Source organism: Streptomyces sp. NPDC001902 (assembly GCF_042891295.1).
Lineage (GTDB): Bacteria > Actinomycetota > Actinomycetes > Streptomycetales > Streptomycetaceae > Actinacidiphila.
In genome coordinates this window covers 15690-28825 of the sequence record NZ_JBIATA010000022.1, presented here as the reverse complement: position 1 = coordinate 28825, position 13136 = coordinate 15690, and the positions used below count along the sequence as shown (strand labels likewise).

The 13136-nt window shown below is 73.9% G+C and carries 10 protein-coding genes; 8 read left to right on the top strand and 2 right to left on the bottom strand.

Annotated features, from left to right (window positions below):
* Window positions 1-6: 6 nt before the first annotated feature.
* Window positions 7-2706 carry a bifunctional acetate--CoA ligase family protein/GNAT family N-acetyltransferase gene (locus ACFYYN_RS29980; protein WP_500548230.1) on the bottom strand — a complete coding sequence of 900 codons (2700 nt, stop codon included), beginning with the start codon at window positions 2704-2706 and terminating at the stop codon, window positions 7-9.
* Between the two features lie 223 nt (window positions 2707-2929).
* Window positions 2930-3607: a CBS domain-containing protein gene (locus tag ACFYYN_RS29975; RefSeq protein ID WP_500548229.1), complete on the bottom strand. Its 678-nt coding sequence runs from the start codon at window positions 3605-3607 to the stop codon at window positions 2930-2932.
* 225 nt (window positions 3608-3832) lie between these two features.
* Here ACFYYN_RS29975 and ACFYYN_RS29970 point away from each other — a divergent pair, with 225 nt between their 5' ends.
* From ACFYYN_RS29970 to ACFYYN_RS29935, 8 genes are all read left to right on the top strand, one after another.
* Window positions 3833-4711, top strand: a complete 879-nt coding sequence (locus ACFYYN_RS29970; protein ID WP_500548228.1) for a universal stress protein — start codon at window positions 3833-3835, stop codon at window positions 4709-4711.
* A 154-nt stretch (window positions 4712-4865) separates the two neighbouring features.
* The gene (locus tag ACFYYN_RS29965; RefSeq protein WP_500548227.1) at window positions 4866-7265 is read left to right on the top strand and encodes a glycoside hydrolase family 65 protein; all 2400 of its coding nucleotides are present in this window, start codon (window positions 4866-4868) and stop codon (window positions 7263-7265) included.
* Between the two features lie 61 nt (window positions 7266-7326).
* Window positions 7327-7767, top strand: a complete 441-nt coding sequence (locus ACFYYN_RS29960) for a hypothetical protein (protein WP_500548226.1) — start codon at window positions 7327-7329, stop codon at window positions 7765-7767.
* Between the two features lie 116 nt (window positions 7768-7883).
* Window positions 7884-9035 carry a PLP-dependent cysteine synthase family protein gene (locus tag ACFYYN_RS29955; protein ID WP_500548225.1) on the top strand — a complete coding sequence of 384 codons (1152 nt, stop codon included), beginning with the start codon at window positions 7884-7886 and terminating at the stop codon, window positions 9033-9035.
* Complete coding sequence (locus ACFYYN_RS29950; protein ID WP_500548224.1) at window positions 9032-10309, top strand: MDR family MFS transporter; 1278 nt, start codon at window positions 9032-9034, stop codon at window positions 10307-10309. The genes ACFYYN_RS29955 and ACFYYN_RS29950 overlap by 4 nt, the downstream gene beginning before the upstream one ends.
* 113 nt (window positions 10310-10422) lie before the next feature.
* On the top strand, window positions 10423-11154 hold the full coding sequence (locus ACFYYN_RS29945; protein ID WP_500548223.1) for a helix-turn-helix domain-containing protein: 732 nt from the start codon (window positions 10423-10425) through the stop codon (window positions 11152-11154).
* Window positions 11155-11517: 363 nt separating this feature from the next.
* Window positions 11518-12198, top strand: a complete 681-nt coding sequence (locus tag ACFYYN_RS29940) for a DUF4142 domain-containing protein (protein ID WP_500327456.1) — start codon at window positions 11518-11520, stop codon at window positions 12196-12198.
* Window positions 12199-12248: 50 nt separating this feature from the next.
* The gene (locus ACFYYN_RS29935; RefSeq protein ID WP_500548222.1) at window positions 12249-12845 is read left to right on the top strand and encodes a class F sortase; all 597 of its coding nucleotides are present in this window, start codon (window positions 12249-12251) and stop codon (window positions 12843-12845) included.
* The last annotated feature ends 291 nt before the right edge of the window (window positions 12846-13136 follow it).

Genomic DNA, 13136 nt, shown 5'->3' with positions numbered 1-13136 from the left:
GCAGGCTCACCGAAGCCGGCGCAGGTACGGGTCCCGGGCTTGCCGCGGGAGCACGCGGATGCGGACGTCGAGGGCCTCCACGCCGCTCGGGCGGGCGACCACGGGATTGAGGTCGGCCTCGGCGAGCTGCGGCAGGTCGGACGCCATCGCCGACAGCCGCAGCAGCAGTTGCTCGAGCCCCTCCAGGTCGGCCGCCGTGCTGCCGCGGTGACCGAACAGGAGCGGGGCACACCGCGGCGCGGTGATCAGGTCGTGGACGTCGAGGTCGGTGAGCGGGGCCAGCCGCGCCGCGTGGTCGGCCAGCACCTCGGTGGCGGTGCCGCCCAGGCCGAACAGGACCAGCGGCCCGAACACCTCGTCCTGGACGAGACCTGCGAACAGTTCGGTGCCCCGGCCCGCCATCGGCTGCACCAGTACGCCCGTCAGCACCTCGCCGAAACGTCCGGCCAGCTCGCGGTACCCGGCGCGGACCTGCTCCTCGCCTTGGAGGTCCAGCAAGACCGCCCCGTGCTCGCTCTTGTGCACCAGGCCCGGCCAGTGGGCCTTGAGCGCCACCCGTCCACCGGGTCCGGTGAGCCGCCCCGCCGCCTCGACGGCCTGCTGCTCGTCCTGCGCCCATGCCTGCGCCACGTGCGGGATGCCGTAGTGGTCGAGCAACTCGGCGCAGGCGTACGGGGCGAGCCAGCCTCCGTCGGGGTGTGCGGCGAGGAACCCCTCGACCAAGGCCCTCGCGGCGGCCGCGTCGGTGCCCTTCACGACGGGCACGGTGCCCGGCGGCCGGGCCAGCCCGCGGGCCCGCGCCGCCGCGTGGGCCAGTGCCTGGGCCGCGGCCCGCGGGTCGTTGTAGGCGGGTACTGCCCCACCGCCTGCGGTGTGCAGCAGCCGTACGCCCTCGGGCTGGTCGAGCAGGACCGCGGCCACGGTTGCGGCCCGGCCGTCGCCAAGGCCGTGCGTGAGGGCCCGCACCGGGTCGTCACCGGTCGCCGCGGCCAGGGCGGTGGGGACCAGGACGAGCAGTACGGCGTCCACGGACGGGTGGCCGGCGAGCCGGTCCACGCAGGCGCGCAGTGCGCTCTCGCCCACCGCGGCGGTCGTGTCCACCGGATTGGCGGCGCTCGCACCCAAGGGCAGCAGACCGAGCAGTTCCCGGGTCACGGCTTCCGGTAGGACGGGCACCGAGAGCCCGGCCTCCTGGCAGGCGTCCGCCGCCAGTACCCCGGCGCCACCCGCGTTGGACACCACGGCGACACGGGTGCCGTCGGGGAGTGGCTGCGAGTGCAGGAGAGCGGCGGTCTCGAGGAGTTCGCCGATCGTGCGCGTCGCGATGATCCCCGCCTGGGTGAACAGCGCCTGCCGGGTCATCGTCGGCGTCGCGGCGGCAGCCGTGTGCGAGGCCGCGGCACGCCGCCCGGCCTCGGAACGGCCCGCGTCGACGGTCAGCACGGGCATGACGCGTGCCACCCGGCGGGCGGTGCGGGAGAATGCGCGCGGGTTGCCGAAGGACTCCAGGTGGAGCAGCGCCATGTCGGTGCGGCCGTCGCCCTCCCACCACTGCAACAGGTCGTTGCCGCTGACGTCGTACTTGTCGCCGAGCGAGACGAACTCCGAGACCCCGATGCCCAGCCGGGCCAGGCCGCCGAGCAGCGCGATGCCCACCCCGCCCGACTGGACGGCGACACCGGCGGTACCGGGCAGCGGCCGGTGCGCGGCGAAGGTGGCCTCCAGCCGTACGTCCTCCTCGGTGTTCGCGATGCCGAGGCAGTTCGGGCCGACCAGGCGCATCCCGTAGTGGCGGCAGGCACCGAGCAGCGCCACGGCCTGGCCCGAGTCCAGCCCGGAGGTGACGACGACCAGCGCGCGCACCCCGACGGCACCACACTGGCGCGCGACCTCCGGCACCGCCGCGGCCGGGATGGCGAGCACGGCCAGCTCGGGAACCTGCGGCAGCTCGGCCACGGACGGGTACGCGGGAACGTCCGCGATGGTGCCGGCGTGCGGGTTGACCGCGTACAGAGGACCGGTGAAGCCGCCGCGCAGCAGGTTGCGCAGGACCGCCCGCCCCACCGACGACGGCTTGGTGCCGGCCCCGACGACCACCACCGAGCGCGGGCGCAGGAGCGGCCGCATGCTCGCGGTGTCGGCGCCACGGCCTCGTTCGTCACAGGCCGCCAGGTACCGCTCGTCGGCATCGAGGCGGATGGTGCACTGCACTTCGGGGCCGTCGAAGTGGCGGGCGGTCCGCAGCCTCAGATCTGCGAAGACCTTGAGCACGGCGTGGTTGTCCGCGAGGGCGTCGGCTTCGAAGGTCCTGATGCCGTCGGAGCGGGCCGCGTGCACCAGGTGCTCCAGCAGCAGGGTTCCGACGCCGGTGTGGTGGACGTCGTCGGCCACGGCCAGAGCGACGTCGGCCGCCTCGGGGTCCTGTCCGGTGACGTACTCGGCGAGGCCCACCAGCCGGTCGCCGAGCAGCGCGAGCAAGGTCAGCCGACCAGGCCGGGCGGGTTCGTGGAGACGGTCGGCGGCGAGCTGTCCCGAACGCCGGCCCACGCAGAAGAACCGCAACCGCACGTTCTCCGGCGACATCCGTGCGTACAGGTGCTCGACCCGGTCGTGGTCGTCCGGCCCCGCGGCGCGGATCTCCACGGTCCTGCCGTCCGCCAGCAGCGCGTGGGTCGGCTGCGGCCGGCGCAACGCGGTGTCCGTCATCGCTGTTCCCCTCTCCTCGGCTCCCTCCCACCATCGGGCGGGGACCGAGGTGCTCCCAGGGGTCGGCCGGGGCTCCGACGGGGGCCGAAAGGCCCCTCATCCGGCGCCGGCCGGGGCGGACGAGGGTCAGGCGGTGCCCCGTCCGGAACGCGCGGCCGCGGCGTCAGACGAGAGCTCGTGGAGGGCGAGGACACGGCACCGTCCACTGCCTGCTCCCGCAGGGTCAGCGGTGCGCCGGGGCGGGCCGGACGGTGTCGTCGGCCTTGTAGCCCAGCCGGGCCTCGACGTCGACGACGCCGTCGACGCCGCGGCACAGCTCGGTGACCACCGGCACGAGGCTGCGGCGATCCATCACGCCCTCGAGGGTGACCTTCCCGTCGACCACCTGGACCGTGACGGCGTTGGGGGCGAGCCCGAGCGTCTTCACCAGCAGGTCACCGGCTATCTCCTCACGGATGGCGCGGTCCCTGCGCAGGAAGACCCGGAGCAGGTCGGCGCGGCTGACCACCCCCACCAGTCGGCCCGTCTCGTCCACCACCGGCAGCCGCTTCACCCCTCGACGCTCCATCACCCGGGCCGCCTCGACCACGGACCACTCGGGCCGCGCGACGACGGGCGGGCTGCTCATCAGCCCCTCCGCGGTCGTGGCGGCGAGGCCGGAACGCTCGCCCGGCCGCGGATGCCGGGCCGGCAGCAGGCCGGTCGGATCCGGCTGCCCCGCCTCCTTGTGCAGGAGGTCCGCCTCGGACACCACGCCCACCGGCCGGTTCCCTTCGTCCACGACGGGAACGGCCGTGACGTCGTGTTCCGCCAGCAGCTTCGCGATCTCCTTGAACGGCGTGTCCGGCCGCGCCGACACGACTGCCCTGGTCATCAGATCGCCGACGTTGCGGTGGTACATCTCCCCGCCTCCCTGCACTGTCGTCTCAGGCCGGGTCCGCCGTGGACGGGCCCCGCCTCGTCAGGTCCACTGTCGGTCGTTTCCACCGTGCCCCGCATGGGCCGGTGGGGCCACCGGTACGGCCGAGGGTCCCCTGGGACGGGCCGACTGGCCCATGTGCGCATGGGGCACCGACCGGCAGGGTCGTCGGTACGGGAACCACAACATCGAGAGGCGGTGGAAGCCATGACGCTTCCCCTGGTCGTGGGCACCGACGGCTCGGATGCCGCCCTGAAGGCGGTCGACTGGGCCGCGGACGAGGCCGAGGTACGCGGGCTGCCGCTGCGGATCGTGCACGCCTCCCTGTGGGAGCGGTACGAGGGACGGGCCCCTTCCTTCAGCCGGGTACCTCCCGAAGCGCAGATCCTGGCCCAGCACATCGCGAGTTCCGCACGGGAGCGGGCCGGCCTGCGCCGCCCCGGCCTCGAGGTGTCGGCCGAGGTCCTTGCCGAGGACACCACGTACGCGTTGCTGCGCGAAGCGACCCGCGCCACCGCCGTGGTGGTGGGCCACCGTGGCCGCGGCGACATGGCGGGCCTGCTGCTGGGCTCCGTCGGTCTGACCCTGGCCGGCCGTGCGGAGTGCCCGGTGGTCGTGGTGAGGGGCGACCGAGAGGAACGGGACGCCGGCTCCGGCCAGGGCTGGATCGTGCTCGGTGTAGGGCCGGACGAGAACTCCGCCGCCGCCGTGGAGTTCGCCTTCCACGAGGCCCAACTGCGCGGATGCGGTGTGCGGGCCGTTCACGCTTGGCGGATGCCGCCGGGCGGGAGCGCCGAGTACGGCTACGAGGACGAGGCGGCCAAAAACCACCGACGTCGTGCCGAGGAACACCTTGACCAGGCCCTGCGGGCCGCGGCGACCGCCCGCCCCGGCGTGCGCCACCACCGGTATGTGCAGGAGGGCCATGCCCGCAAGGTCCTGCTCGCGACGCTGGACGACGCTGACCTGCTGGTCGTCGGCGCCCGTCGCCGCAACAGCCCCTTCGGGCTCCAGCTCGGCCCCGTCAACCATGCGGTGATCCACCACGCCCCGTGCCCGGTCGCCCTCGTCCCCCAGCCCGCGTGATCCGCGGTTGAGCCGGCCCTGCCCCGCTCCCGGGGCGGGGCAGCGGGGTCGAAGGGAGACTGGAGAGGAAGGCCTGTCGCACGACCCCGAGGCGCAGGAGGGGGCCGCGCGGCGGGCCCGGCCCGGCCGCCGGATTCCCTGGAGAGGGGCGACGATGGGGGAGTGGACCTGGTCGTACGAGGGTTACGACCCAGCCCAGGAACGGTTGCGCGAGGCCCTGTGCACTCTTGGCAACGGCTACTTCGCCACCCGCGGCGCCGCCCCGGAGACCGTGGCCGGCCCCCACCACTACCCCGGCACCTACGCCGCCGGGTGCTACAACCGGCTCCACTCCACCGTCGCCGGGCGGAAGGTGCAGAACGAGGACATGGTCAACCTGCCCAACTGGCTGCCCCTGCGGTTCAGGATCGGCGACGGCGGGGCGTGGTTCGCCCCCGACGACGGCTCACTGCTGGAGCACCGGCAGGACCTAGACCTCCGACGCGGCACCCTGACGCGGACGTTGCGGCTGCGTGACCCGCGCGGGCGGGTCCTCGCCGTCGAGCAGACCCGGCTGGTGCACATGCACGCCCCGCACCTCGCCGCACTGCGCACCGTCTTCCGCGTGGAGGGCGACTGGTCCGCCGACCTGGAGGTCGAGTCCGCGCTCGACGGCGACGTCGGCAACGCAGGTGTCGCCCGCTACGGGGACCTGAACGGCCGTCACCTCACCCGGATGCACACCGGAACCTCCGAACCGGACACCGTCTGGCTGCGGTGCCGTACCACCGCCTCCGACATCCGCATCGCGCTCGCCGCGCGGACACGCGCCACGACGTCTCCGACGGCCGTACGGACACTGGAGCCGGGGGAGCGCACCGTGGTCCACCGGCTGACCGTCCCGGTCGCGCCGGACCGGCCGGCCGTCGTCGAGAAGACCGTCGCCCTGCACACCTCCCGGGACCCGGCGATCAGCGACCCGCTGCACGCCGCCCTCGACCGTGTTGAACGGGCCCCGGACTTCGCCGGCCTCCTCGCCACGCACACCGCCGCCTGGGCCCGGCTGTGGCGCCGCGCCGGCCTGGACATTCCCGGCGAAGCCGGACGGATCCTGCGGCTGCACGCCTTCCACGTCCTGCAGACCCTCTCCCCGCACACCGCCGAGCTGGACGTGGGCGTGCCCGCCAGGGGACTGCACGGAGAGGCCTACCGAGGACACGTCTTCTGGGACGAACTGTTCGTCCTGCCCTACCTCGACCTGCACTTCCCCGAGGTGTCCCGGGCGCTGCTGGAGTACCGCCACCGCCGTCTGGAGGAGGCGTGCCGGGCGGCGGAACAGGTGGGGTGCACGGGAGCGATGTACCCGTGGCAGAGCGGCAGCGACGGACGCGAGGAGACCCAGACCCTCCACCTCAACCCGCGCTCGGGACGCTGGCTGCCGGACCACACCCGGCTCCAGCACCACGTCGGCTCCGCCGTGGCCTACAACATCTGGCGGTACGGCCAGGCCACCGGCGACACGGAGTTCCTGTACACCAAGGGCGCCGAGATGCTGTTGCAGATCGCCCGCTTCTGGGCCTGCCGCGCCACCTGGGACCCCGACTGCGACACCGGCGGCCGCTACCGCATCCGCGGCGTCGTCGGACCCGACGAGTACCACGACGCCTACCCCGGCTCCGCGACACCCGGAGTCGACGACAACACGTACACCAACGTCACCGCCGCCTGGGTACTGGAGCGGACCCTGGAGCTGTGGCGGACCCTCCCCGCGCCGCGCCGCGACGAACTCCGCGAGCGGACGTGCCTCGGCCCGGAGGAGACGGACCGCTGGGAGGACGTCTCGCGCAAGCTGTACGTCCCCTGGCATGCCGGCGTGATCAGCCAGTTCACGGGCTACGACGGGCTGGAGGAGATCGACTGGGCGGGCTACCGGGCCCGGTACGGGGACATCCGCCGGCTGGACCGGATCCTGGAGGCCGAGGGGGACTCGGTCAACCGCTACCGGGCGTCCAAGCAGGCCGACGTGCTCATGCTGGGCTACCTGTTCCCACCCACCGAACTGCACCGCCTGTTCGGGCGCCTGGGGTACCGGCTGGACGACGGCACATGGCAGTCAACGGTCGACTACTACCTGCGCCGCACCAGCCACGGCTCCACCCTCAGCGGGGTGGTGCACGCCTGGGTGCTGACCCGGGCCCACCCGGCCGACGCATGGTCCTGCGCGCAGGAGGCACTGCTAGGGGACGTCACCGACGTCCAGGGCGGCACCACCGAGGAAGGCATACACCTGGGTGCCATGTCCGGCACCCTCGACCTCGTCCAGCGCGGCCTGACCGGTCTGGAAGCCCGTGAGGACGCCCTGTGGCTCGATCCGGCGCCGCTGCCGCAGCTGTCGCGCTTCGCCTTCACGGTCCGCTACCGGGGTCACTGGGGCGTGCGGATCCACGTCGACGGAGGCCGCATCAGCGTCGCCGTCCCCGCCTCCGCGGGGGCACCGGTCCGGATCCGCATCGGCGGCCGGACCTGGTCCGTCCCGCCCGGCCGCTTCCGGCTACTCGACCTGCCGGCCCGATGAAATCGGTCCGCGGCGCGGGCCCTTCACTGCACAAGGCAACTGATCGACTACGATCCGTGACATGACGTGGCGAGCGGGTCGGCGCATCTCCTTCCGTGGAGTGCTCCTGCTGCTGGGCGTGCTCGTGTTCACGAGCATCCACCTGGTGGCCTGCGCGCACGGGCCGGACCGTACGGGTGGCGACACCCTCACCGCCGGTCCCGCCGCGGCGGCCCCGTGCCAGCCGCAGGACGCCGCGACCCGCCCGGACCAGGACGTCGCACGCGGCGACGGACCTCCCGCCGACCACCACGCCCTGTGCGGAGTCGCACTCGACCGGCTCCCCGATCCCCGTCCCCGGCTGGCCGACACCCCCACGGTTTCCGGCATCGGGGCGGCGCCTGCCGTACCGGCGCCGGCCATCCACCCCCCGAAGGCCGAGGCCGCAGGCGCCGGACGGCCCTGCGCACCCGCACGTTCCGGCCCCGGAACACTGAGCCTGCTCTGCGTATCGCGGACCTGACAGGGCCCCAGCCCCGCCCGCCGCACCGCGCACCGCGCAGCGGGCACGGCTGCACGCGCCCCCGGATCCGTACGACCAACGGCCGCGCCACGGCGACGGCCGCAGGAGAAACCCGTATGAGCACCCTCCCTCACCCCGGCACGCCCGCGTCCCCGGCCGCACTCCTCGCCGCCACCGCGCCCCCGCGCCGCACTCCGGCCGGACTGGTCGGCAACACGCCCGTGCTGTGGGTCGGATCGCCCTTCGTCCCCGACGGCCGCGGCTTCTGGGCCAAACTCGAGGGCTTCAACCCCGGCGGCATCAAGGACCGCTCCGCGCTGTACATGATCGAGGCGGCCCGCGCCCGCGGTGAACTCCTCCCCGGTGCCCGCATCGTGGAGTCCACCAGCGGCACGCTCGGCCTCGGGCTCGCCCTCGCGGGGGCCGTGCACGGACACGCGGTCACGGCGGTCACCGACCCCGGCATGGAACCGCCCATGGTCTCCCTGCTCACCGCCTACGGAGCGACCGTCGACATCGTCGCCGAACCGCACGCCGTCGGCGGCTGGCAGCAGGCCCGCCGCGACAGGGTGCGGGAACTCCTCGCCGCCGATCCGACCGCCTGGTGCCCGGACCAGTACCACAACCCTGACAACGTCGCCGCCTACGCGGCCCTCGCCCACGAACTCGTCGCCCAGCTCGGCCGCATCGACGTCCTGGTCGCCAGTGTCGGCACCGGAGGACACTCGGCCGGGGTCAGCGGCCGACTGCGCGCGTTCTTCCCCAACCTGCGGCTGGTCGGTGTCGACACCACGGGATCGACGATCTTCGGCCAGCCGCCCGCCGCCCGGCTCATGCGGGGCCTTGGCAGCAGCATCCATCCCCGCAACGTCGACCACGGGGCCTTCGACGAGGTGCACTGGGTCGCCGCCGGCGAGGCGGTGTGGGCCTGCCGGCGCCTCGCCCGCTACCACTACGCCACCGGCGGCTGGAGCGTCGGCGCGGTCGCCCTGGTCTCCCGCTGGCTGGCCCGTACGCTGCCGGCCGAGACCCGGATCGTGACGATCTTCCCCGACGGCCCGCAACGCTACGTCGGCACCGTCTTCGACGACGCATACTGCCGGGGCCACGGCCTGCTCCACCACGAACCGGCCGAGGACCCGCAGGAGATCGCCCACCCGGGCGAGACCGTGGTCGACCGCTGGACCCGCTGCACCACCGTGGTGGACCCGCCGGCCGACGCGCCGGCCGGCGAACTCGGCGGCCTGTCCTTCGAGGCCGCCCGGTGAGGGGGCTGTGGCGGCAGGCCCGCTCCTTCGACACCCCGGCCCGGCTGTTGATGGCCAACCAGTTCGCCATCAACCTGGGCTTCTACATGCTCATGCCCTACCTCGCCGACCACCTGGCCGGCGGTCTCGGCCTGGCCGCCTGGGCCGTCGGCCTCGTCCTGGGCGTACGGAACTTCTCCCAGCAGGGCATGTTCGTGTTCGGCGGCACCATCGCGGACCGCTTCGGCTACAAGACGCCCATCGTGATGGGCTGCACCCTGCGCACCTTCGGCTTCGCGCTGCTCGGGCTGGTCGACTCCCTGCCCGCGCTGGTCGCGGCCTCGGCCGCAGCCGGGTTCGCCGGCGCGCTGTTCAACCCGGCGGTCCGCGCCTATCTGGCCGTGGAGGCCGGGGAGCGGCGGGTGGAGGGCTTCGCCCTTTTCAACGTCTTCTACCAGGCGGGCGTCCTGATCGGCCCCCTGGTCGGCCTGGCGCTGCTCGCCCTGGACTTCCGCGCCGTGTGCCTGACGGCCGCGGCCGTCTTCGCCGTGCTGACCGTCCTGCAGTGCCGGGCCCTGCCCGACCGGCGGCCGGAACGCGGCACCGGCACGGGCCCCGGGGCGGCGGCGGGTGTCCTCGGCTCCTGGCGGCAGGTGCTGGGCAACCGGCCGTTCATGCTGTTCTCCCTGGCCATGATCGGCTCGTACGTGCTGTCCTTCCAGCTCTACCTGGCCCTGCCCCTACAGGCCCACGCACTCCTGGGCCCCGGCGGACAGGCCGTCACCAGCGGCCTGTTCATCGTCTCGGCGGTCGTTTCCGTCCTCGGCCAGCTCCGCATCACCCACTGGGTGCGTGCCCGCTGGTCCGGGCCGCAGGCCATCGTCGGCGGGATCCTCCTCATGGGCCTGGCCTTCACGCCCCTGGCCGTGAGCCCCGACCCGTCCGGCGGGACGTTCGAGGCCGTCCTCGCGGTGGCCCTGCTCGTGATCGCCGTCGCGGTCCTGGCCGTGGGCAGCGCGGTGGTCTACCCCTTCGAGATGGACACCATCGTCACCCTCTCCGGAGAGCGCCTCGTCGCCACGCACTACGGCTGGTACAACACCGTCTCCGGGCTGGGCATCACCCTGGGCAACCTCGCCACCGGGGCCATCTGGGACCTCGCCGACCACAGCGGCAGGCCGTGGCTGGTCTGGCTGACGCTGACCGCGACCGGCCTGCTGTGCGCCGGTTGCGTCCAGCTCCTGTCCCGGGCCGGGGGGCTCGCCGCGGTCACACGCGAACCGGCCCTCGCCTGACCGAACGTCGCCCCCCGGGGCGTTTCCGGCCGGGGACGGCTCCCTGGACTGGCGGGCTGCCCATGGGTCTGTTGCGCTGAAAGGAGACGGGACGAAGGTGGTGAGCGGCAGTGATGGGTGGTCCGGACCGGCCCGGCTCGGCGGGCGGCGGCTCCTTCGACGGTGAGAGCGTGGCCGGCCGCGTCGCGGTGCGGCGGGAGCAGCTGGGCATGTCCCGCGAGGAGCTGGCCACCAGGGCCGGGATGTCGATCGTGTACCTGCGGCAGGTCGAGGAGCTGGGCACCGACTTCGACCCCGCCTCGCTGATGCGGCTGGCCGCCGTGCTGGGGGTGTCGTACGAGGAGCTGGCGCTCGGCTCGCGCGAGGCGCCGCCGGGACGGGGCGGACCGGCGGCCCGTCCGGTGCTGCAGCGGCTGTCCGAGCAGGAGTGCTGGGAACGGCTGGGCACGCACGGCATCGGCCGGGTGGCCCATGCGCCGGAGCCGGACACCCGGGACGAGCCTCCCGTGCTGGTGCCGGTCAACTTCCTGGTGGACGGGCGAACGGTCGTCTACCGGACGGATCCGGCCGGCGCGGCAGCGGTCGCGTCCGGCACGAAGCTCGCCTTCGAGACCGACCACGTCGACGAGACCAGCCGTGTCGGCTGGAGCGTCCTGGTGGCGGGCACCGCTGACCGGATCACCGACGCCGCCGTCGTGGAGTCCCTCGCCCGGCGTCCCGGAGCCGAGCCCTGGGCCGGGGGGACGCGGGAACTGTGGATCCGCGTCGTCCCGCGCGAGGTGAGCGGCCGCGCCATCCGGTCACTGCCGGCGGCCGAGGACGAGGGGCCGGAGCGCACTGGGTAACACGGGCGCGCCAGCCCCCGGGCGAACCCCATAGCCCTGGCCCGGGGCCCGAAGTCACACTCCGACGCGGTTCGCGCCGAGGGCACGACCAGGGCCGCTCCACCGCGTCCTCCTCCCGTAGCCGGCACGGGCCGGCCGCCCAGCGAAACCGTGCGACGGACAGATCCGGCCATGCGGCTGGGCGGTCTTTCACGGCCGGCGCACGCGCACATCGGCTCGACGGGTGAGCCACCGGACTTCACCGGTACGGCGGGGCGCCGGGGTGGCAGCCATCTGTCCGGGGGCGCTGTGCCATGCGCCCCGTTCTGACCACCGGTGTGGTGCCGCCTTGGCAGCCCCACCGGCTCGAAGGGAGCAGTACCGATGCGTACACGACTGCTTGCTGCCGCCGTGGCAGCGGCGGCATTGTCCGGCATAGCAACGCCCCAGGCGTTCGCTGCGGGGCTGACCGACCAGGACACGACGTTCCTGGCGAAGGTCCACCAAGGGAACCTCGCCGAGATCGCGGCTGGGAACGACGCACAGAGCCACGCGACGAGCGAGTGCGTGAAGCAGGTCGGCGAGGTGCTCGTCCAAGACCACAGCAAGCTCGACGCGGATGTGAAGATGCTCGCGGGCAAGCTGAAGGTGACGCTGCCTGCGTCGCCGTCCAGCGCGCAGGACAAGGGGCTGGCCGAGGTGCAGGCGAAGGCGGGCAGCCCGGCGTACGACGCGGCATGGCTCAGCACCGAGGACGTCGGGCACCGCGAGACCCTCGCGTTGATCGACCGGGAGATCAAGGCGGGGAGCAACGCCGAAGTGGTGGCAGCCGCCCGCAGCGCCCGTCCGGTGGTGGCGATGCACCTGGAAATGGTCCGCGGCGGCACCTGCCACGCCCCTTCGGGCACCGGCATGGTCCACGCCGGATCCGGGGGCCAGTTCGCCGCTGCGCAAGGCTCGGCCACCACCGCGGGCATGGTCGGCGTGGCCGGAGGCGCGTTGCTCACCGCCGGTGGAGCGGCCTGGCTCCTGCGCATCCGCCGCCGAACGGCCGGGAAGAGCTAGAACCCGTGGAACGCCACCGGTCGGCCGCCGCTGTGATGACACTTTGCGGTGTGGGCGCGGCGGCCGCCGGCTGGCTGACGTGGACCACGCCGCAACTGGGCGTCACCGACTCGGGCACCCTGCCCGCCGGAGTGCACCGCCCCGCCTCCGACGACCAAGAGGCGTCGCCACCCACCCGCATCCATGGCCCGGCCGGTCTCGACGCCGTCGTCGTACCCGTCGCCGCCCGGGCCGACGGTGCTCTCGACCTGCCGGAAGACCTCCACACCGGCGGATGGTGGGCACTGGGGGCCCCGCTGGGCGCGGCGACCGGCACGGTCTTGATAGCGGGTCATGTCGACAGCCGCGAAGACGGGCTGGGCACCTTCGCCGCACTGTACGACATCCCGGTGGGAGGCCCCATCACCGTGACAGGAGCGGACGCCAAGGTACGTCCCTACCGGGTCACCGCCCGGCGCACGTACCAGCAGGAGCGTCTGCCACGTGACCTCTTCACACGCGCCGGCCCCCACCGGCTGGCTTTGATCACCTGCGCCGGTCCCTACGATCGCGCGGCACGCCGCTACGAACGCAACCTCGTCCTGTACGCAACGCCGACCGAAGAACGCACCCCCGGCCCGCTGAGCCCGAGCATGCGGTGGGGGTAGCCGGAGCTGGTGGCTGAGCGCCGGGCCCTGGTGTACCGGCCCACGGGCGACGCGCTTCACCCACCACACCAAGCGCCGGGACTTCGCGACGTCACGATGAGGGTCGGAGCGGCGGCCAAGGGCAAGCTCGGGTTCGTCAGCAACGTCGGCCGGCATGGACGGGCGCGGGGGCGGGGGGGCCCCCCCCCCCCCCCCCCGCCCGCGGGGGGGGGGGGGGGCCCCCCCCCGCGCGGGCGTGGCACCCGGGGGCGGCCGGGTGGGCGGGGGCGGTGGGGCCCGGCGGGCCCGCGG